Origin of the sequence: Halothiobacillus sp. DCM-1 (genome assembly GCF_045689735.1) — a bacterium.
Taxonomy (GTDB): Bacteria; Pseudomonadota; Gammaproteobacteria; order Halothiobacillales; family Halothiobacillaceae; genus Halothiobacillus.
The window spans coordinates 129660-152398 of sequence record NZ_CP142685.1 but is presented as its reverse complement, the minus strand read 5'-3'; the positions used below and the strand labels follow the sequence as shown (position 1 = coordinate 152398).

24 protein-coding genes are annotated in these 22739 nt (G+C 62.0%); 17 read left to right on the top strand and 7 right to left on the bottom strand.

Annotated elements, in window-relative coordinates:
- Positions 1–19 precede the first annotated feature (19 nt).
- The 11 genes from leuA (at position 20) to tal (ending at position 11998) form a co-directional block, all read left to right on the top strand.
- Positions 20–1684 (top strand): 2-isopropylmalate synthase, encoded by a 1665-nt coding sequence (leuA, locus tag VOI35_RS00750; protein ID WP_407276002.1) that lies wholly within the window; start codon positions 20–22, stop codon positions 1682–1684.
- A 639-nt stretch (positions 1685–2323) separates the two neighbouring features.
- Positions 2324–2668: a c-type cytochrome gene (locus VOI35_RS00745; protein ID WP_407276001.1), complete on the top strand. Its 345-nt coding sequence runs from the start codon at positions 2324–2326 to the stop codon at positions 2666–2668.
- A 28-nt stretch (positions 2669–2696) separates the two neighbouring features.
- Positions 2697–3977 carry an FCSD flavin-binding domain-containing protein gene (locus VOI35_RS00740; RefSeq protein ID WP_407276000.1) on the top strand — a complete coding sequence of 427 codons (1281 nt, stop codon included), beginning with the start codon at positions 2697–2699 and terminating at the stop codon, positions 3975–3977.
- A 164-nt stretch (positions 3978–4141) separates the two neighbouring features.
- On the top strand, positions 4142–6034 hold the full coding sequence (locus tag VOI35_RS00735; protein ID WP_407275999.1) for an ABC-F family ATP-binding cassette domain-containing protein: 1893 nt from the start codon (positions 4142–4144) through the stop codon (positions 6032–6034).
- Positions 6035–6333: 299 nt separating this feature from the next.
- Entirely contained in the window at positions 6334–6759 is a 426-nt protein-coding gene (locus VOI35_RS00730; RefSeq protein ID WP_407275998.1) for a heavy metal-responsive transcriptional regulator, read from the top strand.
- Positions 6756–9008, top strand: coding sequence for a heavy metal translocating P-type ATPase (locus tag VOI35_RS00725; RefSeq protein WP_407275997.1), 2253 nt, complete (start codon positions 6756–6758; stop codon positions 9006–9008). Before VOI35_RS00730 ends, VOI35_RS00725 begins: the two co-directional genes overlap by 4 nt.
- Before the next feature lie 2 nt (positions 9009–9010).
- A complete protein-coding gene (locus VOI35_RS00720) occupies positions 9011–9403 on the top strand; it encodes a DUF302 domain-containing protein (protein WP_407275996.1) in 393 nt (130 codons plus the stop codon).
- Between the two features lie 9 nt (positions 9404–9412).
- Positions 9413–9625, top strand: coding sequence for a heavy-metal-associated domain-containing protein (locus tag VOI35_RS00715; RefSeq protein ID WP_407275995.1), 213 nt, complete (start codon positions 9413–9415; stop codon positions 9623–9625).
- A 64-nt stretch (positions 9626–9689) separates the two neighbouring features.
- Positions 9690–10208: a SixA phosphatase family protein gene (locus tag VOI35_RS00710; RefSeq protein WP_407275994.1), complete on the top strand. Its 519-nt coding sequence runs from the start codon at positions 9690–9692 to the stop codon at positions 10206–10208.
- A gap of 20 nt (positions 10209–10228) precedes the next feature.
- Positions 10229–10795: a rhombosortase gene (rrtA, locus tag VOI35_RS00705; protein WP_407275993.1), complete on the top strand. Its 567-nt coding sequence runs from the start codon at positions 10229–10231 to the stop codon at positions 10793–10795.
- 105 nt (positions 10796–10900) lie between these two features.
- Positions 10901–11998 carry a transaldolase gene (tal, locus tag VOI35_RS00700; RefSeq protein WP_407275992.1) on the top strand — a complete coding sequence of 366 codons (1098 nt, stop codon included), beginning with the start codon at positions 10901–10903 and terminating at the stop codon, positions 11996–11998.
- A 144-nt stretch (positions 11999–12142) separates the two neighbouring features.
- Here the strand turns inward: tal and VOI35_RS00695 are convergent, their stop codons facing one another.
- Positions 12143–12889: a DsrE family protein gene (locus tag VOI35_RS00695; protein WP_407275991.1), complete on the bottom strand. Its 747-nt coding sequence runs from the start codon at positions 12887–12889 to the stop codon at positions 12143–12145.
- On the bottom strand, positions 12886–13452 hold the full coding sequence (locus VOI35_RS00690; protein WP_407275990.1) for an RNA polymerase sigma factor: 567 nt from the start codon (positions 13450–13452) through the stop codon (positions 12886–12888). The genes VOI35_RS00695 and VOI35_RS00690 overlap by 4 nt, the downstream gene beginning before the upstream one ends.
- Positions 13453–13684: 232 nt before the next feature.
- Between VOI35_RS00690 and VOI35_RS00685 the strand changes: the two genes are divergently transcribed.
- Entirely contained in the window at positions 13685–14176 is a 492-nt protein-coding gene (locus VOI35_RS00685; RefSeq protein WP_407275989.1) for a DsrE family protein, read from the top strand.
- A gap of 39 nt (positions 14177–14215) precedes the next feature.
- On the top strand, positions 14216–15511 hold the full coding sequence (locus VOI35_RS00680) for a porin (protein ID WP_407275988.1): 1296 nt from the start codon (positions 14216–14218) through the stop codon (positions 15509–15511).
- Between the two features lie 161 nt (positions 15512–15672).
- Here the strand turns inward: VOI35_RS00680 and VOI35_RS00675 are convergent, their stop codons facing one another.
- A complete protein-coding gene (locus tag VOI35_RS00675; RefSeq protein ID WP_407275987.1) occupies positions 15673–16704 on the bottom strand; it encodes a GGDEF domain-containing protein in 1032 nt (343 codons plus the stop codon).
- Positions 16701–17255, bottom strand: a complete 555-nt coding sequence (locus VOI35_RS00670) for a redoxin domain-containing protein (RefSeq protein ID WP_407275986.1) — start codon at positions 17253–17255, stop codon at positions 16701–16703. Before VOI35_RS00670 ends, VOI35_RS00675 begins: the two co-directional genes overlap by 4 nt.
- An 83-nt stretch (positions 17256–17338) precedes the next feature.
- On the opposite strand from VOI35_RS00670, the gene coaBC reads away from it, so the two are divergent.
- The 3 genes from coaBC to argB are packed head-to-tail and all read left to right on the top strand — an operon-like array spanning position 17339 to position 19909.
- Positions 17339–18523 (top strand): bifunctional phosphopantothenoylcysteine decarboxylase/phosphopantothenate--cysteine ligase CoaBC, encoded by a 1185-nt coding sequence (gene coaBC, locus VOI35_RS00665; RefSeq protein WP_407275985.1) that lies wholly within the window; start codon positions 17339–17341, stop codon positions 18521–18523.
- Between the two features lie 10 nt (positions 18524–18533).
- Positions 18534–18989 (top strand): dUTP diphosphatase, encoded by a 456-nt coding sequence (gene dut / locus VOI35_RS00660; RefSeq protein WP_407275984.1) that lies wholly within the window; start codon positions 18534–18536, stop codon positions 18987–18989.
- Positions 18990–19021: 32 nt separating this feature from the next.
- A complete protein-coding gene (gene argB / locus VOI35_RS00655) occupies positions 19022–19909 on the top strand; it encodes an acetylglutamate kinase (RefSeq protein ID WP_407275983.1) in 888 nt (295 codons plus the stop codon).
- A 101-nt stretch (positions 19910–20010) separates the two neighbouring features.
- Here the strand turns inward: argB and VOI35_RS00650 are convergent, their stop codons facing one another.
- From VOI35_RS00650 to VOI35_RS00640, 3 genes are all read right to left on the bottom strand, one after another.
- Entirely contained in the window at positions 20011–20313 is a 303-nt protein-coding gene (locus VOI35_RS00650; protein ID WP_407275982.1) for a hypothetical protein, read from the bottom strand.
- Between the two features lie 80 nt (positions 20314–20393).
- On the bottom strand, positions 20394–20867 hold the full coding sequence (locus VOI35_RS00645) for a hypothetical protein (RefSeq protein WP_407275981.1): 474 nt from the start codon (positions 20865–20867) through the stop codon (positions 20394–20396).
- On the bottom strand, positions 20864–21430 hold the full coding sequence (locus VOI35_RS00640; protein ID WP_407275980.1) for a DUF4124 domain-containing protein: 567 nt from the start codon (positions 21428–21430) through the stop codon (positions 20864–20866). Before VOI35_RS00640 ends, VOI35_RS00645 begins: the two co-directional genes overlap by 4 nt.
- 334 nt (positions 21431–21764) lie before the next feature.
- Here VOI35_RS00640 and VOI35_RS00635 point away from each other — a divergent pair, with 334 nt between their 5' ends.
- A complete protein-coding gene (locus VOI35_RS00635) occupies positions 21765–22733 on the top strand; it encodes an AAA family ATPase (protein WP_407275979.1) in 969 nt (322 codons plus the stop codon).
- Positions 22734–22739 lie beyond the last annotated feature (6 nt).

The window sequence follows — 22739 nt, the reverse complement described above, 5'->3', positions numbered from 1 at the left end:
TTGGTTTAAGGAATACATCATGTCTTCGTCAGTGTTTGCCCGGTGTTCACAAAAATATGTGCCGATGCCCGTGATCGATCTGCCGGATCGGCAGTGGCCGGGGCGGGCTCTGAGCCGCGCACCGATTTGGCTCAGCACGGATCTGCGCGACGGCAATCAGTCGCTGATGGAACCGATGAGTGCGGCGCGGAAGCTGGCGCTGTTTCAGTTGCTGTGCACCTTGGGCTTCAAGGAAATCGAGGTCGGTTTTCCCGCCGCGTCGCAGGTGGAATTCGATTTTGTCCGCGCGTTGATCGAACAGCAGCACATTCCGCCGGAGGTGACGATTCAGGCGCTCACGCAAGCGCGGGCGCCGCTGATCGAGCGCACGCTGGTGGCACTCACCGGGGCGCGGCGGGCGATTGTGCATCTCTATATCGCCACCTCGCCGCAGTTCCGGCAAACCGTGTTCCAAATGTCGCGCCAGTCGGTACTCGAAACTGCCCTAGCGGCGGTGCGGCAGGTTCGCGCCTATGCCGAGGCGCATCCAGAAACCGAGTGGTTGCTGGAATTCAGCCCAGAAACCTTCAACGCGACCGAGGCCGATTTCTCGCTGGAAATTTGCAATGCGGTCACGGCCTGCTGGGGCATCAGCGCGGCGCGACCGGTGATCCTGAACCTGCCGGCCACGGTGGAGACCCATATGCCGAACCGCTACGCCGACCAGATCGAATGGATGCACCGGCGACTGGCGCAACGGGAACATGTCGTGCTGAGCGTGCATCCACACAATGATCGGGGCACCGCAGTGGCTGCGGCAGAACTGGCGCTGCTGGCCGGCGCGGATCGAGTCGAGGGCTGCCTGTTCGGCCAGGGCGAGCGGACGGGCAATGTCGATTTACTCACGCTGGCACTCAATTGCGTCACACAGGGGATTGATCCCGGACTGGACTTTTCTGATCTCGATACGGTCATTCGCAGCTGCACCGAGCTGACGGGCATCCCGGTCCATCCGCGCCATCCTTATGCGGGTGAGCTGGTCTATACCGCGTTTTCCGGCTCGCATCAGGACGCCATCAAGAAAGGCTTTGCCGCCCAGATCGCGGGCGATCCGTGGCAGATCCCGTATCTGCCGATTGATCCGCGCGATGTCGGGCGCAGCTATGCGGCGGTTATTCGCGTCAATAGTCAATCGGGCAAGGGCGGCATTGCGTACCTGCTGGAAACGGCGTATGGCTTGGCGCTGCCCCGGCGGCTGCAAATCGATTTCGCCCAAGTGGTGCAGCGCGCGCTGGATACGGCAGAACGAGAGATGGACGCAGCCACGCTCTGGTCGCTGTTCAAGCAAACCTACTGCCAAACCGAAACCCCGATTGCGCTGACCGACCTGCGCTGGCAGCCGGAGGCCGCCGGCATGCGTGTCTGGCTGGTTCGGCATCAGGGTTCACAACACGCCCCATTGCAGGGGCAAGGCAACGGCCACATCGCCGCGTTGATCGATGCCCTCGACGAGCCGATGCGCCTGGTGAGTTATGAGGAACACGCGCGAGGCACCGGCGCGGAAGCCGAGGCCGTGGCCACCATCAGCCTGCGTTGGGACGATGACCCGACCGAATGGTTTGGCGTTGGTATCGATACCGACATCGTCACGGCCTCCGTCCAGGCGGTAAATGCAGCCCTGAACCGATACTACACTGCACGCTGAGGCGGGTACGGTTCAGCCCACCGCATTTGGGACTGGCGAATAGGGAAGCGCTGATTAAATCAGCGCTTCCCGCTTGGGGCAGGATGCCCCAACACGATCAACGACATAACTCGTTGATTCGTGAAGACCGTCGCGGACATGAACGCGTAGCTGGCGTAAGCCCGCCGCGACGAGGCTTGCTGAATAAATCCATGGATGGATTTATTCAGTGCTTCCATAGGGGGAAAATTAAAACCCCGCCTATTTCCCTATAAATTCGATAGTAAATCCCGCGCCATTGAAAATAAAAATTGCGCGGGCAATTAACGAATTTTCTTGAGTAGTTTCTAATGTACTCATCCTCCCCGGCCAGCTGGCGCATCCATCAAGCCACGGCAAAACCCTCTGCTGTTATCAAAGCGGATCAACCCACCCCGCGTGTTTTATTCAATTACTTGAAAATTAAAACAAAGCCATGAATTTTCATGAACAAATCCATGGAAATCCGGCGCAGAAATCACGCCAAACAAATCAATCATCCCACTATCAATTTATGCGATTTTTTAATAGAAAAATCTATTTTTAATTTCTATTTGTCGCTGGATTCATTCGATACGAAGCTGGGATTACGCAATTGATGTCACCCCCTAGGAGCCCCGTATGAGTCCAAGCCTTTGCCTCCCTCGCCGATCCTTGTTCCGCCCGATGATCGGCACTTGCCTCGGCCTCAGCCTGCTGCTTCCCGCCGCTCAGGTCTCGGCGAATGAGCAGATTTCGGGTGCGACGATCGGCTACACCTGCATGGGTTGCCACGGCGTGAATGGGAAGAGCCCAGGCAGCATTCCGAGCATTGCCGGGCAATCGGCAGCCCAACTGGCAAGCAAGTTGATGGCCTACCGGGAGGACAAACTGACCGGCACGATCATGAACCGGATCGCCAAGGGCTATACCCCAGCCGAAATCCAGGCGGTGGCTGCGTTTTTCGCCCAGCAATCGACTCAATGACCCCGAACTCAGTCACAGGATATTCAAGATGAGCATGAATCGACGCAGTTTTTTGAAAGCCTCTCTGGGCGTGGCCGGAGCGGCCACCCTCTCGGCCTGTGGCATGAGCCAGCAGGCGCGCGGCACAACGGCGCAAGTGGTCGTCGTCGGGGGCGGGTTCGGTGGCGCCACGGCAGCGAAATACATTCGTCAGTTCGATCCGTCGATCGCAGTCACGCTGATTGACGCCCAAGCCAATCATGTCACCTGCCCGTTCTCGAATCTGGTGCTCGCGGGGGACAAGTCGATGGCCGACATCACGATGACCTTCGATGCGCTGCGCAACCAACATGGCGTGAAGGTGGTTCAGGGCTGGGTCAGCGAAATCGATGGCGCGGGCAAGAAAGTCAAACTCGCCGATGGCCAGACCTTCGCTTATGACCGGCTGGTACTCTCGCCGGGGATCGATTTCAAATACGAGGCCATCGAGGGTTACAGCGCCGAGGTGGCCGCCACGGCGATGCCGCACGCCTGGCAGGCCGGGGCGCAAACCACCCTGCTGCGCCAGCAGCTCGAAGCGATGCCGAACGGCGGCGTGTTCATCATGAGCTCGCCGGCCAACCCGTTCCGCTGCCCGCCGGGGCCTTATGAGCGCGCCTCGCTGGTCGCCAGCTATTTCAAAAAGCATAAGCCGAAGTCCAAGGTGCTGATTCTCGATGCGAAAAATGATTTCGCCAAAAAGGGACTCTTCGAAGCGGGCTGGAAAACGGAATATCCCGGCATGATCGAATGGGTGAGCATGGATTTGGGCGGCACCGTCACTGGGGTGGATGCCGCCCGCATGACCGTCATGGCCGGTGGCCAGACGCATCAGGGCAGCGTGGTCAACATCATCCCGCCGCAAAAGGCCGGGAAAATCGCCTTCGCGGCCGGGCTGACCGATAAAACCGGTTGGTGCCCGGTCGATCAGAAAACCTATGAATCCAGCCTCGTCCCCGGCGTGCATGTCGTGGGGGATTCTTCAATCGCAGGCCCCCTGCCCAAATCCGGCTACTCGGCCAACTCGGAAGCCAAAGTCTGCGCCGCCGCCGTGGTCGCCCTGCTCAACGGCAAAACCGTGCCGGAACCGAGCTGGGTCAACACCTGCTACAGCCTGGTCGCGCCGGACTACGGCATCTCCGTCGCCGCCGTCTATGCACTGGAAAATGGCAAGACCATCGCCGTCAAAGGCGCGGGCGGGGTTTCACCCAAGGACGGCAACAAAAAACTGGAAGCGATCTACGCCCAAGGCTGGTACGACGCGATCACGCAAGACATCTGGAAAAGCTGAACCGCCCTCCACGCAGTCGGCCTGCACCCGGCTGCGTACCGCATCATCACAACAGGCATCAGCAAGGAAGCCATTGGCGCGACTCGTTCGCGCTTTTTTTCGTCTCCCCCACGCCGCCGCCAAACCGGCTATCCTGCGCACCTTGTTCGTTTAATGCAGCCGCCATGATTCAACTTAAAGCCGTTTCCCTGCGCCGAGGCACGCAGTTATTGCTCGACCAGGCCAACCTGACTCTGCAACCCGGCTACCGTCTGGGGCTCGTAGGTCGCAATGGCACCGGCAAATCCAGCCTGTTGGCCTTGCTGGAAGGTCGCCTCGCGCCCGATGCTGGCGAGGTCGAACGCGCAGGGGGACAACGGTTATCGACCGTCGCGCAGGAAATCGACGCGCTCGATGTCAGCGCGGTGGAAAGTGTGCTGGCTGGCGATGCGGACTATCAGCGCCTGAGCGCCGCCATCGCCGCCGCCGAACTGGCCGAAGATGGTATGGCTCTTGCCGAGCTGTACCCGGAATTCGACGCCATCGACGGCTTTACCGCCCGCGCCCGCGCCGCCAAATTACTCGACGGTCTGGGCTTCGCCCCCTCGGCCATCGACCGCCCCGTCCGCTCGTTTTCCGGCGGCTGGCGGATGCGCATCAACCTCGCGCGGGCGCTGCTCGCCCCCAGCGATATTTTGCTGCTCGACGAACCGACCAACCATCTCGATCTCGACGCGGTGTTCTGGCTGGAACAATGGCTGACGAGTTACCCCGGCATGCTGGTGGTGGTCTCCCATGACCGAGACTTTCTCGACGCCGTCTGCACCCACATTGCCCATCTGGCGCAACAAACCCTCACCGTTTATACCGGCAATTACAGCGCGTTTGAACGGATGCGCGCCGAACGGCAACTCCAGGATGCCGCGCTGGCAGCCAAGATCGAACGGGAACGGGCACATCTGACCGCCTTTATCGACCGCTTCCGCGCCCAGGCGACCAAAGCCCGGCAGGCGCAAAGCCGCATCAAAGCCTTGGCACGCCTCCCCGTGCTGGCCGCCACCCACGCCGACAGCGTGTTCAGCTTCAGCTTCCGCCCGGCACCGAATGCCCCCGACCCCTTGATTACCCTGGAAAAACTCGCCATCGGCTACGGCGAAGCCCCACTGTTGACCGAAATCACCGCCAGCATCCGCGCCGGAGACCGCATCGGGTTGCTCGGTGCCAATGGCGCGGGCAAAACCACGCTGATGCGCGTGCTCGGCAAGGCCGCCGAACCGCAAAGCGGCAACCTGCACATCGCGGCCGGGGTTCGCGTGGGCTATTACGCACAACACCAGCTCGAACAACTCGATCCGCGCGACACGCCCTTAGGCGCCCTGGAACGCGTGGCGAAACAAACCGGCCTGCGCGGCAGCACACAAGAGCTACGCAATTTTCTCGGCAGTTTCGGCTTTATCGGCGACCGAGCCTTCGAGGTCATCGAACCCTTCTCGGGCGGGGAAAAAGCGCGGCTGGCACTGGCCTTGCTGGTGTGGCAGCAACCCAATCTGCTGCTGCTCGACGAACCGACCAACCACCTTGATCTGGAGGTGCGCGAGGCACTCGCCACGGCCTTGCAAACTTTCGAGGGCGCGCTGCTGGTCGTCTCGCATGACCGCAGCCTGCTGGAAATGGTCTGCGACACCTTCTGGCGGGTGCATCAAGGCCGCGTGCGGGTGTTCGATGGCGATCTGGACGACTATCGACGCACGCTCGACGAAGAACGCCGCGCGGCGGTGGCACAAGCGAAGACCGGCACCCAGCCGGCCGCGAAACCAGCCACCCCGCCCGCAGCAAAACCGGCGCATCCACCTCGCCCCGTCATGCAGGATAAAAAGACCGCCCAGCGCATCAGTAAGATCGAGCACCGGCTGGCCGAAATCGTGACAGAATTGGCCGCGCTGGATCAGGCTCTGGCCGACCCCGCGCTGTATCAAACCAGCCCCAATCCACAGCTCGATCAACTCAGCCGCCAGCGTCAACAACTCCAGACGGAGCATGAGGCACTGGAGCTGGAATGGCTGGAGTTGAATCATTAACAGGCCGTTGAAAAACGCTTTTCAACGGCCTGTTAAGGCAAGCCATGGATGGCTTGCACGAAGATCAATCACACTAACTGATTGATCTTCGGAGGCCGTCGCGGACATCCGCCGCGACGCTCTCGAAGGCCGAACCCGCAGGGTCTCCGACAGGGATGTCGGAGAGGCCGAAGAGGAGGGAACAGCCGAGTTGAAAAAGGGTAGGAAAGCCCTTTTTCAACATCCTGTTCCCCCCTTGACCTGACACCCCACTGCAAGGTTTACACTCCAGTTCATGCGATGAACCGGAGGTCGAGACCATGCCCAGAACCGCGCCCGACACCCTGTCGATCGGTCGCCTCGCCCGTGCTGCGGGGCTGCCCACGGCCACTCTGCGTTATTACGAACGCATCGGGCTGATCACCGCCGATCAACGCAGTCCGGCCAATTATCGACTCTACCGCCCCGAGTTGCTAGCGCGCCTGCGCTTTATCCGCCGGGCGCAAACCTTGGGTTTCCATCTGCAAGAAATCGCCGAACTGCTCAGTCTCCATACCCGACCGGATGCCGACAGTGCCGCAGTCAAAACCATCGCCGAAGCCCGTCTTGCCGAGATCGAGCAAAAAATGACCGATCTTGCCCGCATGCGTGCCGGGCTGATCGAACTCACCCAGCGCTGTCCGGGGCAGGGCGACATCCGGCACTGTCCGATCCTCGCGGCGTTGGATGCGGAGGCAACGGCATGAGCCAAACCACCACCCAACTCACGATCGAAGGGATGACCTGCGCGGCCTGCGTGAGCCGGATCGAGCGCCGATTGGCGAAAACCCCCGGCATCGAACAGGCCGTAGTCAATCTCGCCACCGGCAAGGCCGACATTCGCTACGATGAGACGACCCTCGATCCCGCGGCGCTGTGCGCCCTCATCACGGCAGCCGGTTACCGCGCGCAACCCGTGACCTCCACCCCGCAGGAAGCATCGCCCGCATCCACGCGCAGACTGGGGTGGGCGGTCGCGCTCGGGCTGCCGGTCGTGCTCCTGGCCATGCTGCCGATGCTTTGGCCCGCCGCCGGTGACTGGCTCGCTCGTCATGAGCCCTGGCCACGGGGCTTTGATTGGCTGCAATGGCTGCTGGCCACTGCCCTGTTGCTGGGGCCTGGGCGCCGGTTTTTCCGCGACGGCGGGCGGGCGGCAAAATCCCTCGAACCCGACATGAACACCTTGGTCGCTACCGGCACCGGCGCCGCCTGGCTGTACAGTAGTCTGGTTCTGTTCCTGCCATCCGCCCTACCAACCAGCGCCCACGGCCTGTATTTCGACACGGTCGCCGTGGTCATTGCCGCCGTACTCGCGGGAAAAGCACTGGAAGACCGTGCCAGACAGCGGGCGGGCGCCGCGCTGCATCGACTCGCCGCCCTCACCCGTCAACCCGCGCGCCGCATGACCCCGGATGGCCGTATCGAAGACATCCCCGCAGAACACCTGCGGCTCGGCGATCATCTGATCGTGCGCCCCGGCGAGCGCATCCCGGCTGATGCCCGGATTCTGGACGGGCGCGCTGCGGTGGATGAATCCCTGCTCACCGGCGAGCCGTTGCCGGTCGCCCGTCAGGCGGGCGACCCGGTCGTTGGCGGCACCCGCTGTCTGGACGGTCAACTGACCCTGCAAGTCACCGCCATCGGCGAGGCGACCGTGCTGGCGCAGATCGTCGCGCTGGTCGAACACGCGCAAGGCAGCAAGCTGCCGATCCAGCGGCTGGCCGACCGCGTGGTGCGCTGGTTCACCCCGCTGGTGCTGCTCATCGCGCTGGCGAGCTTTGGGTTATGGTGGGATCTGGGCGAAGCGCAGGGCGGCGGATTGGCCGTGGCGCTGGCCTCCGCCGTCACGGTGCTGGTCGTCGCCTGCCCCTGCGCCATGGGGCTGGCCACGCCAGCCGCCATCCTGGTCGGCACCGGGCGGGCGGCGGAACTCGGGGTGCTGTTCCGCGAAGGCGCCGCGCTCGAAGCGCTGGCCGGCATCGACACCCTGATGCTCGACAAAACCGGCACGCTCACTGAAGGACAGCCCCGCATCGTCGCCACCAGCGCAGCCGGTGACTGGCTGGCTGCGGCCATCGCCCTGGAACAACAGTCAGAACACCCCCTCGCGCTGGCTTTCCGTGAGGTGGCGAAGCAAATGTCTGATCCCTTGCCGGTGATGACGCAATTCACTGCCCATCCCGGCGAAGGCATCCGTGGGCTGCGGGCGGCCGATGGCGCCGTCGTCCAGGTTGGCTCGGCCTCATGGATTGCGCAGCAGGCGGCGCTGCCGGAAGCATTGCGCCGCGCGGCCGAGGCGCACACCGGCCACAGCTTGGTCTGGGTCGCCATCGATGGCCGGGTCGAGGGCTTCATCGCGCTCGCCGACCCAGCGCGCCCCGAGGCCGCCGCCGTCATCGCCGCCCTGCGCGCCCGCGGCATCCGCCCCATCATGGTCACCGGCGACGCGCGAATCAGTGCAGAACACACCGCCAAACAGCTCGGCATGGACGAACTCATCGCCGACACCCGCCCCGCCGACAAAGCCCGTTGCGTGCAGGCCGAACAGCTCGCCGGTCATCGGGTCGGCTTCATCGGCGATGGCATCAACGATGCCCCCGCGCTGGCGCAGGCCGAGGTCGGGCTTGCCTTGACCTGCGGCAGCGAAATCGCCCGCGATACCGCCGCCGTCAGCCTCACCGGCGGGCTCTCCCGCCTGATCACCGCCATCGACAGCGCGCGGCATACCCTGCGCGTGATCCGTTCCAACCTGTTCTGGGCGTTTTTCTACAACAGCCTGCTGATTCCCCTCGCGGCCGGGCTGGGGCGACCCTGGGGGCTGGAACTCAATCCCATGGTCGCGGGCATCGCAATGGGGTTATCCTCTGTCTTCGTCCTCATTAATAGCCTACGGCTCAAACGCATCCCGCCCTGGCAAGCGCCCTCGGCGGCCATCCACCCCACTGCTTCGGAGTAATCATGTCCGCAATCAGCTTTTTCACCACCGTCAACCTGCCTGTGCCCGAGGCGATCGAACAAGTCACCGCCGCGCTCAAAACCGAAGGGTTTGGCGTGTTGACGACCATCGATGTCGCCGCCACCCTCAAGGCCAAACTCGGGATCGAGCAGCCGCCCTATGTGATTCTGGGTGCCTGCAACCCACAATTTGCCCATCAAGCCATTCAGCAAGAGCCGGAAATCGGTGTCCTGCTGCCCTGCAATGTGGTGGTGCGCGCCGACGGCGAGGGGCGGTCGATTGTCTCCTTCATGGATCCCACCGCCGTGCTCTGCCTGGTAGATCACCCGGATGTCGTCACCCTCGGCAATGCCGTGCGCGAACGCCTGCAACGGGTCGCGGCGGCGCTGGGTTGAGGCAAGCCCATGACCCCGATCACGCTGAACATCGAGGGCATGCGCTGCAACCACTGTGTCCAGGCCGCCCGCAGCGCCCTGAGCGCGGTACCCGGCGTGAGCGGCGTGCAAGTCACGCTCGAACCCGCCCAGGCCATCGTCAGCGGCACCGCGCCGGTCGAAGCGCTCATCGCCGCGCTGGCCGATGAGGGCTACACGGCTCGCGTGGACGAATTGGCCTGATTCATCGGCACGGCCTGTCACGCAATTGTCTGTCATCGGTGCTAGCATCACGGCACCGATCACGATGGGCTCGATTATGGATATTTTGCTGATTCGCCACGCCCCGGCGGAAGACCGGGATGCGTTCGCCCTGACCGGCGCACCGGATGCGCTGCGGCCATTGACCGCCCGTGGCATCGAACGGATGCAGCATGCCGCGCGCGGTCTGATGACGCTCGCCCTGCCGATCGAGCGGCTCATCAGCAGCCCATTGACGCGCGCCCGGCAAACCGCCGAACTGCTCGCCCCGGCGCTGGAGATCCGCAATATCGATCTTGAGCCCGTGCTCAGCCCGGAAAACCCGCCGGTGGCCGTTATCGACTGGCTGCGCAAACAGCCTCGGGTCGAGGGGATGGCACTGGTCGGGCATGAACCGAACCTCGGTGAGTTATTCGAAATCCTGCTGCACGACCGCAGCCTCGGCAACACGCCATTCAAAAAAGGCGGTGCCGCCCTGTTGCGCTTTTCCGACGGCATCGCCGCTGGGCAAGGGCAACTCGTCTGGTTTTTAAGCCCCGGCATTCTGCGGGCGCTGGCCGATTAACCCCCCGAAGCCCGAACCGCATGAACGACACGACCCAACGATGGCTCATCACCCTCGCCGTAGCGCTGCTCGCCATCGGGATTTATTTTCTGCACGGCAATGGGTGGATGGGCTACGACCGCAGCGACATTCTGCACGGTCAGGTCTGGCGGCTGATCAGCGGAAATTTTGCGCACGCCAATGCGCGCCATCTCGCGGCCGACCTCGCCGGCCTCATCCTCTGGACCGCCCTTGCCGGTTATCTGGAAACTCCGCGCCGTTACCTGATCATGCTGTTCGGCACCAGCCTCGGGGTCGGCCTCGGGCTGTTTTTCCTCGATCCGCGTCTGGGCTGGTATGTCGGCTTATCCGGCGTGCTGCATGGCCTGTTCGCCGCCAGCGCCATCACCCTGCTATCCCGCAAAGAATGGCTCGGCGGCCTAGCACTTGGCGCGGCGCTGATCTTCAAAATCCTCTGGGAACAACATTATGGCGATTGGGGCAGTGCCCGACTGCTCGGCGTCCCCGTGATCGTCGATGCCCATCTGTATGGCGCCATCACCGGCCTTGGGATCGCCCTCGCCCTGCTGTTCTTCCGGCGCGCATAGAAAATGCGCCCCCCGATACACAACAAATTTCATCCGCGCCGCCATCGGCTTTCGGTACGATAAGCCGCCTATCGCACTTGGCTTTTTTCAGGAGGAGAACCTGCCATGTCCAAAGCTGATCTGACCCAACTCTATGCCAGCCAAGGCCAAAGCCTGTGGCTGGACAACCTCTCCCGCGAATTGATCGAAAGCGGCCAGTTGGCCGAATGGATCCGTGATTACGGCATTCGGGGCGTCACCTCCAACCCATCCATCTTCAAAAAGGCGATCGTCGGCAGCCCGCAATACCAGGCCGACATCGCGACCTGCAAAGCCAAGTTCGACGACATCGAAGCCATTTACGAACATCTCGTGGTTCACGACATCCGCCAGGCCTGCGATTTGCTGCGCCCGCTGTGGGATGAAAGCGCCGGGGAAGATGGCTGGGTCAGCTGGGAAGAATCGCCGCGCATTGCTCACAACGCCGCCGCCTCGTTTGCGGCAGCCAGTCGTCTGGTCGATCTGACCGACCGCCCCAACCTGCTGATCAAAGTGCCCGCCACGCCAGAAGGGATCGCGGCATTCGAGCAGATGATCGCGCATGGCATCAGTGTCAATGTCACCCTGATTTTCTCGCTGGCACAGGTCAAGGCCATCTTTGCCGCCTATCAACGCGGGCTCAGCGCCTATCACGCCCGCGGTGGCACCGTTGGCCAAGTGCGCGCGGTCGCCAGCCTGTTCATGAGCCGGGTCGATACCCTGGTCGATCAAAAACTCGATGCCATCGGCAGCCCGGCGGCTCAGGCGCTCAAAGGCAAGGCCGCACTCGCCCTGGCCGGCATGGCCTACCAGCACTACCGCGAATTATTTGAAGGTGAGGGATTCGCGGAACTGCGCGCCTTGGGCGCCCGCAGTCAATACCTGCTCTGGGCGAGCACCGGCACGAAGAATCCGGCGTATTCCGATGTGTTGTATGTCGAAAACCTGATCGCCCCAAACACCATCAACACCGTCCCCGAAGCCACCCTCAAGGCATTTGCCGACCATGGCCGCAGCGCCTCCCTGCTCAAGCCTCGGCTGGCCGAAGACCAGGCCGTGTGGGCGGCGCTGGCCGAACTCGGAATCGACATGGATGGCGCCATCGGGGCGCAACTGCTGGACGAGGGGCTGGTGCTGTTTGAGCAGGCTTTTGAAGAACTGCTGGCCGCCATTGCCGCGAGCTAACAGGCCGTTGAAGAACTCTTTTTCAACGGCCTGTTAAGGCAAGCCATGGATGGCTTGCACGAAGATCAATTACGCTAAGCGATTGATCCCCTTAAGCCGTAGCGAGCGTACGGTGCGACAGGCAACCCGGTCGCTGTCCGCCCCTCAAATCGACAAGTAAGACCAGCCTTCGCGCAACCGGCTGGCCACCTGTTCCACCGCAGAGGGCGTGATCTCGACATGGGGCAGCAATTGCAGCCGCTGGCCGGATTTTTCCAGATTTTGCAAACTGTTACCGCAGGCCAAAAAACGCACATTCGGGTAGCGTCGGACGAGATCGGCGATTTCGGCCGCATAAGGCGAATCTGCCGTACTCAAGAGTTTGACGCCTTCGGCATTGGCCAACACTTCCAAACGAAAGCCAGGCTCATGCGCTGACTGCGCCAGCAAGGCCTTGACCATCGCCAAGGATTCCTGCGCCTTTTGCGGCGCATCCGAACCCCAACGCACCAGAATATGCCTCGCCTCGGTGGTACTCGCGGGCGCAGCCTGCGCAGTCACCGGCGCATCGACCGGGGTCATCGGCAGCGTTTCTTTGGCAACCAACCAGCCGAATACCCCGCCCAGTCCAAGCAACAGCAGCGCGGCGGCCGCCAGCGGCAACCAAGCGACCGCGCCCACCAAACGATGACGCACACGGCGACGCGGCGGCAACGGCGGCGTGGCATACGCTTCCCGCACCCAGTCCTGTAACTGATCGAGGTTGCACACCTGCTGGGTCAACGCGGCATCGCCCTTGATCTGGGCTCGCACCCGCTGGCGATCCGCCGCGCAGAGCTCATCATCGACGAACGCATTGAGTTCCTCTGCCGAAAGCGACGACGCGTGTTCCGATGGCCGCTGAATCATCATTGCACCCTCCGCAGCCGACAGGACGATGCGCGTCGCCCCTCATCAGCCTCATCAATCAACCATTGCTTGAGTTTTTCCCGCCCGCGCGCCAGCCGGCTCATGACCGTGCCCATCGGCAAGTCCAACACTTCCGCCACCTCTTTGTACGATAGCTCTTCGAGATCCACCAGGGTGACCACCACCCTCTGCAGGGGCGGCAACCGCGCGACCGCCGCACGCACCCGCTCGATGGTTTCCGAGCGCCGATGCGCCTGATCGGGCTCGTCGCGTTCATCCATCGGCATCCAGTCCATGACCTCATCCAGATTTTCCGTGGGATGCAACTGCCGTAAATGGTCGAACCAGCGATTCGCCAGAATCCGGATCACCCAGCGATCGAGCAGTTCCGGCGCACGCAGCTGCCCTTGGCGACGAGTCGCCAGAATCATCGCCTCCTGCACCAGGTCATCGGCCAGATACGGATCCTTACACCAGGCACAGGCCAAGCGATACAACCGGGGTCGCAGATTCTGCAATTGCCGGTTGAATGCGAGCCGGCCAAAAAACAGTTCGGTAATACTCAAACGCCCTCTCCTGATCCGGTGGGTAATCTAGCCGCCTGTCCACCGCAGCCGACCCCGTTTCACACCCTATGACTCAAGACGAGCCATGCGCAGCGTTTATTCCCATTGGATGAGACAAATTCTTCGTTATCCCCATCAAAAAATGCGATGGATTAAGGCCGGCGGCTCCGCCCGTCATTGCGGTATCGCTGTGGGGCTCCCAGCGACACCCAGATCACCAAAGGAAAATAAAATGAAAACCAACCACTCGTTACGCTCATCGGTACTCGTCGGGTTATTGCTTGCAAGCCATGCGGTATTCGCCACAGACGCGACTCCGTCCAATCCGCCAGCCCAACCCATCGCACAGGTGATGCAGGAAAAGCCGTTTGCCAAACAGCATATTGCCTTGCAGATCACCGACGCGGATGCCGGCAAGCAACAGCTTCTGCTCAATGTCGCCCGTAATCTCATCAAATACTACGGCGCCGACAATGTTGATTTGGAGGTGGTTGCCTTGGGCCCCGGGCTGCGGTTGCTGCTGAAAGACAACGCACTCGCCCCGCAGATTGACGCACTCGCCAGCGATGGCGTGCGCTTTTCTGCCTGCCAAAACTCGATGCAGGCCATGGAAAAAACCCTCGGCCATCCGCTTGAGCTCATTGCGGTCGCCCGCACGACCCCCGCCGGAATCGTTCGACTGTACGAGCTTTCAAAAGCCGGCTATTTCATTGATCGACCCTGACCTTCACCCAATGGAATAACCCCTTCGCGGAGATTTATCATGAAAAACCTATCCCAGACCAGCGGTCAACGCCGCTGGCTCAGCCTCGGTATTGTCGGCATTTTGTGCAGCGCTTGTCTCCCGGTTCAGGCCGCCAACTGGATCATGCTGCAAGGCACCGAGCAGCCCGGCATTGCCCCCAAAGCTCAGTTTTTCGGCTTTATTCAGCCCACTTATCAAAAAGATTTCAGCGAACCTTTCGCGGGGAAATATGTGCCTCCCAAGCTGATTGGCCCAAATTTAGATGGACAGTCCAGCTTCAACATCCTACGCGCCCGCGTGGGCGTTCGCGGTGCCCCATTCCCGTTCGATAACCGGGTGAATTATTTTTTGATGGCCGATTTTGGTAACAACTCCATTACCAATGGAGGCCGTTATGGGGAATACCGCCCCCGCCTGAGCGACGCCAGCGTCACCCTCAGTTACATTCCGGGCGCTCGACTACGCTTAGGTTTGTTCAAATACCCAGGCGCCGAAGAAGGCTTGCAGGGAATCAAAACCCTGAATTACATCAACTACACCACCGTCACCAATCAACTGTTGCTGGAGCGTTACCCCAGCGCAACCGACCGCAACATCCCCCCGCAAACCACGCCAAATGCGGATATGAATGGTTTTTCTCAACCAGCAAATGGCTTTCGGGACACGGGGGTACAAGTATTTGATGCGTTCGATGTCGGTGCCTTTGAGCACACCTATGCCGTGATGCTCGGCAGCGGTCGCGGGGTACAGCTTGGCGAGAGCAACGGGCGCCCCGATGTCTATCTGTACTGGTCGAGTGCCTACTTATTCGATCAAAAGAACAAGGGCCCGATGAGCCCGAGCCTGAAAGGCTTTGCCTGGTACCAAGGCGGTCAGCGTCACGATGCCTACAACGCAACACAATCACAGGATCGTATTCGTTACGGTGCGGGCATCACCTATCTGAAACGCCCCTTCCGCCTGACCACGGAGTACATGTGGGGCAACGGACTGATTTACCAGGGCGCACAAAATCCACAGAATCTCTTTAACAATTTCAAGGCACATGGGGGCTATGTCGAAGGGGGGTGGTTTATCCCCAATTCCCGCTGGGAGCTAGATTTACGGTATGACACCTATACCCGTAATCTGAATCAACCCACCCAAAGCACATTCAACACCTGGACTGCGGGAGTGCAGTATCACTTCACCCCACAAACCCGGGTCACCGTCAACTACGCCAACCGGGATTTCAGCGCCCTATCCGTGGCCAATAACAATCAGCTCAAGGAGGTGAAGGGATTATTGGCCGTCCAAGTCACGGCGCAGTTCTAACAGGCCGTTGGAAAGAGTTTTCCAACGGCCTGTTAACCCGCGTTCGCTCGGCGGCTTCCCGGCCGCTGACCATCGAATCGCGCCACGGATGGCGGCATTTCGGGGCAACCCGAATGCCATGCGATGGGGTAGGCGTCACCTGCCCACCCCGCTCCTGTTGTTCAGCGCCCACTCCGGCGCTGCTTTTTCACCGCATACATGGCTTCATCTGCCCGGCTGATCACTTGCTCCGCCGACTCTTCAGCCGCATCTGGCCAAACCAGTGCCTGACCAATACTCGCCCCCGGATAGTCGATGACGACCGAATCCAGATCAAACGCGCCCCGAGTCATCTGACTGAGACGCGCCACCAATCCCACGGCTTCGGCCTGCGCAGCATCTGGCGTCTCCGCATCCAGCAGTGTGCTGATGACAAACTCATCGCCGCCAAACCGGCCAACGAAATCACCCGCCCGAAGGCCCTGCATCAGGCGGTGCGCAAATAATTGTAAGAACCGGTCACCGGCCACATGGCCGTAGATATCGTTGATCTGCTTGAAGCCATCCAGATCGACGAACAATACCAGACAGACCAGTCCCAGCCGCCGCGCCTTGGCGAGATCACGCGACAGCGTCCGCATCAACGCCCGCCGATTGGGTAATTCAGTCAAGGGATCGGTCAGCGCAAACTGGCCGAGGGTTTGGCTATCCGCCGCCAGCTGGCGGAGCAGGCGCTCCCGCTCCAGCGTGCCACTGATCAGATCGCCCGCCAGTTTCAGCAGTTTCAGGCTGGTCGGCGAGGGATGCACCTCGCGCGGGCTCGCGGCACACAGGGTGCCGAAAATCTGCTCGGGCGGGCTCATGACGGGAGTCGAGAAGTAGGTTCGAATCCCCAGCGCTTGCGCCGGGGCAGAATCCGGCCAATGCTTCGCCACATCGGTTTCCAGAAAGTGCTGCTCTTGAATGGCACGGTCACAGAGTGTATCGGCCAGCGGCACCGTGATGCCTTCCGGGATCGCGAACTGCTGTTGCGGGTTGCGTGCGAAGATGACCTGCTGTTCGCGCGATTGCCAGTCGATCCGGGTTAAATAGATCGACTCCATCCCGGTGATTTCTTCAAACAGAGTCAGCAAGGGCCGCACCAGAGACTCCAGCCCCGTTTGATGCTCGACCGCATCCATCAGTCGGTCGAGTACCGTATCGATGTTGATCATGAATGCCATCCTGCATACCACAAACGCAACCGGATGCCCCAGGAGCTGGTCAGCCCAGTTTCTGCGGTGACCACCCGCCCGCCGGGGGCCAGAAAGAGCAGCGTGGGGGTCACCGTCACGCCAAACTGCCGAGCCAATGACCCATCGGGGTCGTTGATGACCGGCAAATCCGATAAGCCGGCCTGCGCAAGATACGCCCGCACCGCCGCCGAATCACCGGAATCCAGCGCGATGGTGACGACCCGATGCGTTTTGGCGAGTCCGGCGATCCAGGGCAACTCCACATGACACACGCCGCACCAGGTCGCCCAGAACACCAGCAGGGTGGGTTGTCTGGGGTCTGCCAGCGCCATCAAGCCCGCTTGATTGACCAGCGGCGCAGCAATCGCGGGGATTGGCGCCTCGGTGAACGCCACCGGCACCGCCGGCGCCATATACGCCCGCACGGCCCAGAGTGCGCCGATAAAAATGCCAAGCTCCAGAGCCCACCGCCACCATTTACGGCGCGGCCGGGCAGCGGGTAGGGGATTTTGCGGCGCAGTGTTAGTCATCAGGGTCGATCATCACGGCGAACAGGTTAGGCTGATACACTGCGAGTGTAACGAAAATCCCCCTGGTGATGACGGCAAAAAACATGCGTGTATTACTCGGTATCAGCGGCAGCATCGCAGCCTACAAAGCCATCATTCTGGTGCGTCGCTTGGTAGAGGCCGGGGCGGAAGTGCGGGTGGTGCTCACCGAATCAGCGCAGGCTTTCGTCACGCCGCTCAGCCTGCAGGCCGTTAGTGGTCATCCGGTGCGCAGCGCGCTCTTCGACCCGGAGGCGGAAGCCGGGATGGATCACATTGCGCTGGCGCGCTGGGCCGATACGATACTGGTCGCGCCCGCATCGGCGGGTTTGATCGCCCGTCTGGCCGCAGGCATGGCCGATGATTTGCTCAGCACCCTGATTCTGGCCACCACTGCGCCCGTGATTCTGGCACCGGCCATGAATCAGCAGATGTGGTTGCATCAAGCGGTGCAAGCGAATCTCGGCACACTGCGCGCGCGCGGGGTGGAAATCTGGGCACCGGCGGCCGGCGGCCAAGCTTGCGGGGAGGTGGGGCCTGGTCGTCTGCTCGAACCCGAGGAACTCGCAGCCCGCCTGCTGCAGCGCCCCCATTCGGCCATCGACTGGCGCGGCCAGCAGATCGTGGTGACCGCCGGCGGCACGCGCGAGCCCATCGACCCGGTGCGGTTCATCGCTAACCGTTCCTCCGGCAAAATGGGGCATGCGCTCGCCGAGGCGGCCGCCCGCACCGGCGCGACTGTCACGCTGATCAGCACCGCGCACGCCCTGCCCACGCCCGCCGGTGTCCGGCGCGTGCCGGTCGATACGGCCCTGCAGATGCAGGCGGCGGTGGCAGCGGAAACCTCGATGGATCTCTTCATCGGTGCGGCCGCCGTGGCCGATTACCGGGTCGAAACCCCAGCCACTCACAAGCTCAAAAAAACGCCCGACACCAATACCCTGACGCTCACCCTGGTGAAAAACCCGGACATCATTCACGAAGTCGCCACGCGCCCCAACCGCCCGTTCGTGGTGGGGTTTGCTGCCGAAACCGACGACTTGCACGCGCAGGCAGAAGCCAAGCGGCTGGCCAAGAATCTCGATATGATCTGCGCCAACTGGGTCGGCGACGGACAGGGGTTCGAGCAGGACGACAACGCGCTGTGGGTTCGTTGGGCGGGCGGGCAGCAGGCGTTACCCTCTGCGCCGAAAACCACCCTCGCCAGGCAGCTGATCGAGCGGATCGCACACTGCCGCCAAACCAATTGAAGGACACGCCATGCACCGTATCGAAGTCAAATGGCTCGACCCGCGCCTAGGTCAGGAAATCCCAAGGCCGGATTACACCACCGCAGGTTCAGCCGGGCTTGATCTTCGCGCCTGCCTGACCGAACCGCTCACCCTGGCTCCAGGACAAACCGAACTCATCCCCACCGGCATGGCCGTGCATCTCGCTGATCCGGGGCTGGCGGCTATCATCCTGCCGCGCTCGGGGCTCGGCCATAAGCACGGCATCGTGCTGGGCAATCTCGTCGGGCTGATCGACTCAGATTACCAAGGCCAGCTCTTCGTCTCGGTGTGGAACCGCAGCCAGACACCCTTCACCATCGAGATCGGCGAACGCATCGCCCAACTCGTGGTGGTGCCGGTGGTACAGGTCGCCTTCGACACCGTCTCCGAATTCACGCCCAGCCATCGCGGCACCGGCGGCTTCGGCCATACCGGCCGCCATTGATTCGACTGCCTTTTTGCCTGAAGGAATCCCCCATGACGCACCACGCCCCGGCCGTTACCGCTGAAGTTTTGATGGAAGCCCTGCCGTACATCCAGCGGCTGTTCGACAAAACCATCGTGATTAAATTTGGCGGCAACGCCATGATCGACGAAGCCCTGCAAGATGCCTTCGCCCGCGACATCGTGCTGCTCAAGCAGGTGGGCATTGACCCGGTCGTGGTACACGGCGGCGGGCCGCAAATCAACCAGTTGCTCGAAAAACTCGGCAAGCAGGGCGAGTTCGTGCAAGGCATGCGCGTCACCGACCGCGAAACAATGGATGTGGTGCAAATGGTACTGGGCGGCCTCGTCAACAAAGACATCGTCGCGCTCATCAACCGCCACGGCGGGCGCGCCGTCGGCCTCACCGGGCGCGACGCCGGGCTCGTGCGGGCGCGCAAGCTGAAGATGACCCATAAAACACCGGAGATGCAGGAGCCAGAAATCATCGACATCGGCCATGTCGGCGAAGTCGCCAGCATCGACCCCTCGATTCTGCATGTGCTGGAACGCAAAGACTTCATTCCCGTCATCGCCCCGATCGGCGTGGGGGAGGATGGTGAGGCGTACAACATCAACGCCGATGTCGTCGCCAGCAAAATCGCCCAGGTGCTCGGCGCCGAAAAATTATTACTGCTGACCAATACCCCGGGCGTGCTCGACAAAGAAGGCAAGTTATTGACCGGGCTTTCAGCGCGCGATGTGCAGAGCCTGATCGACAACGGCACCATCTACGGCGGCATGTTGCCGAAGATCGATTTCGCGCTGGATGCGGTGCGCGGCGGGGTGAAAACCGTGCAGATCATCGATGGCCGGGTGCCGCACGCCGTGCTGCTGGAACTGCTGACCGACAAGGGCGTCGGCACCCTGATCCGGGGCTGAGCCTTCGGCCGTTGAGACACGGCGACGCGGTGCCTACCGTATAAGTGAGAGGCGCGTAGCGCGGCCATGCCGCTTGCGGAGCGTCCCTCTCGACTGCCATGTTAGCGCTCGGCCGAAACACGCTCAGAACCCTTCATCGCGCGCCGCAACAGCTTCCAACTTGCGACAACAAGAGCGCAACCCAATACCAATGACGAAATGGTCGCTGTCCAATACGACGAATCTGGCATGCAGTGCAGGACACCAGAACCCTGGCTCTTGCCTGTTAGGCTGGTGCAGCCGGTAGTAAAAGCATTGAACGCAACGAACAGAAAGCCGCCCGCAATAACGAACAATATGCTGGCTCCGGCTTTAGTCGTGAACTGATCAGTGCTGCGTTTGGAAGTGCGCTGTTCAGTGCTCACTGCTACCTCATTGATAGTTCTCGAAGCCGGAACCTCACCCTTGGACATCCTCGACACATTGTCCAAGAGCCTGCGACGGCTCAAGGCTTACCGCAGGATGAACGCACAAAACGGGCGCTAAACGGCGTGGCCGGACTGTCGAACGCGAAGCCGCTCACTGTGCTGCGGGCGACCACCGTGCCCTCCACCCGGCGGCCATCCGGCGCGATCCGGGCTTTCGCCTCAACAGAAAATGGCAAAACCAACCCCGGCAGGGCGGGATTCTGTTGCACGCATTGCGCGGTATACGACTGAAATCCCGAGGCATCCTTCGCGCCCGCCACCCAGGGCTGGCATTGCGCACCCTGCTCGCGCATCAGCAAGCTATCGATCTGGTCGCTGCGCTGGCAAACCGTTTCATGGATCGTCTGGAATCCTTGCGGCGTCAGGGCGCGGGCCGTCACTTCCCACTGCCCGGCAGCGAGCGAGGTGGCCGATGCCGTCGCCCACGCCAGCAGGCAACCTACGGCCAAAGCCCCGACCCGCCACGCCATCAGTCGGCGATCTGCACTCATTTTTTCTCCGGCTTGAGCTGCTGAAAACGCCGTAGATCGGCGTCGAACTGCCGCAACAACCGTTCCCGTTGATCTTCGAGCTCGGCAATATGCCGCCGGATCGGCAGGCTTTCGCGCATTGCCTCGGCCGCAGCACCGGGTGAATCACTCTGGCCGCGCCGCTCGCTTCGCGCCAACAAGTCTTTGTTTTGACGAATTTGCTGATCGATCTCCGCCACGCGATGATCGCGCACCCGACGGATATCATCAGCATTGGCATATAGTTCGAGCAGCATTCGGTCATGCTGGGCTTGTGCCGCCTCGGCAGCGGCCTTTTGCGCTGCTGCCGCCTTCTGCGCCTCGATGGCCTGCAATTGCTGCGGCGTTTTCGCCGGCTCGATCCGCTGAATCACACTCCCTGTGGCCGGATCGATGATCTCATAGCCCCGCACCGCCTGATCGGAGGGCATGGCATCGCCATAATGCATCGCACCATCCGGCGTGACCCAACGGTAGGTTTCGGCAAACGCCGCCCCGCTGCACATCAGCCCGATCAAGCCCATCCACACCACCGCCCGAATCATTCCACCGCATCCTTTCTTTGGTCGATATTCAACACACCTAGGTTATCTTGCGTCATCCTCAAAGACAGGACAAGCGCCAGCCCCTTCGCCCAGCCCCGACCGCGCTCCTCGGTCACTCAGGCACCCGCCCAAACCGCTCACCAGCTTGACGCATCATTCTGCGCCATTTAGATTCGCTTACCTCTGAGCGTGGGCGTCCCGATCCCCTGAGCGCGCGGATTCCTCGCCGCTGGAAGCGCATCGCCAGCCGAACGGACGGGCGGCCAATGTGCGGAGGAACTGACCGGCGCTTGCCTCCTCCAATCCATCGCCTTTTGACTGCACAGGCTTTTTCATGACAACACCCGCACTAGCTACCCTGCGCACGCACCTGGCGCATCACATCGTCGGCCAACAGGCGCTGATCGATCGGTTACTGATCGCCCTGCTAACCGGCGGGCATTTACTGGTCGAGGGGCTGCCGGGTCTGGCGAAAACGACGGCGGTGAAGGCGCTGGCGGAGGGGGTGCACGCCCGCTTCAAGCGGGTACAGTTCACGCCGGATCTCTTGCCCGCAGATTTGCTCGGCAACGAGGTGTATCACCCGGAAACCCGGCAGTTTTCCTTTGAACCGGGGCCTTTGTTCAACGAAATCATTCTGGCGGATGAAATCAACCGCGCCCCCGCCAAAGTGCAGTCGGCATTGCTGGAGGCCATGGCCGAACGGCAAGTCACGGTGGCGGGGGAAAGCCGCCCGCTCCCGCCGCTATTTTTGGTCATGGCCACGCAAAACCCGCTGGAACAATCCGGCACCTACCCACTGCCTGAAGCGCAGCTCGACCGGTTCATGCTGCATGTTGCGCTGGATTACCCGGAGCGCGACGACGAATACGCCATCCTCGCCCGCACGCTCGATGGCAGTCTCGGCTACACCGGCCAGACGGCGGAGACCGGAGTTTCGGTCGCCGAAGTGCTCCGCCACCGGGCGGCGGTGCGCGCGGTGCATTGCGATGAGAAGCTGCAACGCTGGGTGGTGGATGTCGTCGCCGCGACGCGCGCGCCCGAACAGGCCGCCCCCGCCCTGGCCGATCTGGCCGGCATGATTCTGGTGGGTTCCTCCCCCCGGGGCGCGCTGGCCTGGGTGCAGGCCGCCCAGGCGCTGGCCTGGCTGGAAGGGCGAGACTTCATCGTGCCCGACGACCTGCTCAATCTGGCCGCCGATGTCCTGCGGCATCGCCTGATCCTCAGCCCCAAGGCGCTGGTCGCGGGGCTCAAGCGGGATGAACTCATCGAGCGCCTGTGCCGCGCCATCGCGCTGCCGTAACCCCCA

Bases quoted from the DNA above. Each gene is read 5' to 3' on its own strand.
- leuA (WP_407276002.1), top strand. From the start codon at position 20: ATGTCTTCGTCAGTGTTTGCCCGGTGTTCACAAAAATATGTGCCGATG.
- VOI35_RS00745 (WP_407276001.1), top strand. From the start codon at position 2,324: ATGAGTCCAAGCCTTTGCCTCCCTCGCCGATCCTTGTTCCGCCCGATG.
- VOI35_RS00740 (WP_407276000.1), top strand. From the start codon at position 2,697: ATGAGCATGAATCGACGCAGTTTTTTGAAAGCCTCTCTGGGCGTGGCC.
- VOI35_RS00735 (WP_407275999.1), top strand. From the start codon at position 4,142: ATGATTCAACTTAAAGCCGTTTCCCTGCGCCGAGGCACGCAGTTATTG.
- VOI35_RS00730 (WP_407275998.1), top strand. From the start codon at position 6,334: ATGCCCAGAACCGCGCCCGACACCCTGTCGATCGGTCGCCTCGCCCGT.
- VOI35_RS00725 (WP_407275997.1), top strand. From the start codon at position 6,756: ATGAGCCAAACCACCACCCAACTCACGATCGAAGGGATGACCTGCGCG.
- VOI35_RS00720 (WP_407275996.1), top strand. From the start codon at position 9,011: ATGTCCGCAATCAGCTTTTTCACCACCGTCAACCTGCCTGTGCCCGAG.
- VOI35_RS00715 (WP_407275995.1), top strand. From the start codon at position 9,413: ATGACCCCGATCACGCTGAACATCGAGGGCATGCGCTGCAACCACTGT.
- VOI35_RS00710 (WP_407275994.1), top strand. From the start codon at position 9,690: ATGGGCTCGATTATGGATATTTTGCTGATTCGCCACGCCCCGGCGGAA.
- rrtA (WP_407275993.1), top strand. From the start codon at position 10,229: ATGAACGACACGACCCAACGATGGCTCATCACCCTCGCCGTAGCGCTG.
- tal (WP_407275992.1), top strand. From the start codon at position 10,901: ATGTCCAAAGCTGATCTGACCCAACTCTATGCCAGCCAAGGCCAAAGC.
- VOI35_RS00695 (WP_407275991.1), bottom strand. From the start codon at position 12,889: ATGATGATTCAGCGGCCATCGGAACACGCGTCGTCGCTTTCGGCAGAG.
- VOI35_RS00685 (WP_407275989.1), top strand. From the start codon at position 13,685: ATGAAAACCAACCACTCGTTACGCTCATCGGTACTCGTCGGGTTATTG.
- VOI35_RS00680 (WP_407275988.1), top strand. From the start codon at position 14,216: ATGAAAAACCTATCCCAGACCAGCGGTCAACGCCGCTGGCTCAGCCTC.
- VOI35_RS00675 (WP_407275987.1), bottom strand. From the start codon at position 16,704: ATGATCAACATCGATACGGTACTCGACCGACTGATGGATGCGGTCGAG.
- VOI35_RS00670 (WP_407275986.1), bottom strand. From the start codon at position 17,255: ATGACTAACACTGCGCCGCAAAATCCCCTACCCGCTGCCCGGCCGCGC.
- coaBC (WP_407275985.1), top strand. From the start codon at position 17,339: ATGCGTGTATTACTCGGTATCAGCGGCAGCATCGCAGCCTACAAAGCC.
- dut (WP_407275984.1), top strand. From the start codon at position 18,534: ATGCACCGTATCGAAGTCAAATGGCTCGACCCGCGCCTAGGTCAGGAA.
- argB (WP_407275983.1), top strand. From the start codon at position 19,022: ATGACGCACCACGCCCCGGCCGTTACCGCTGAAGTTTTGATGGAAGCC.
- VOI35_RS00645 (WP_407275981.1), bottom strand. From the start codon at position 20,867: ATGAGTGCAGATCGCCGACTGATGGCGTGGCGGGTCGGGGCTTTGGCC.
- VOI35_RS00640 (WP_407275980.1), bottom strand. From the start codon at position 21,430: ATGATTCGGGCGGTGGTGTGGATGGGCTTGATCGGGCTGATGTGCAGC.
- VOI35_RS00635 (WP_407275979.1), top strand. From the start codon at position 21,765: ATGACAACACCCGCACTAGCTACCCTGCGCACGCACCTGGCGCATCAC.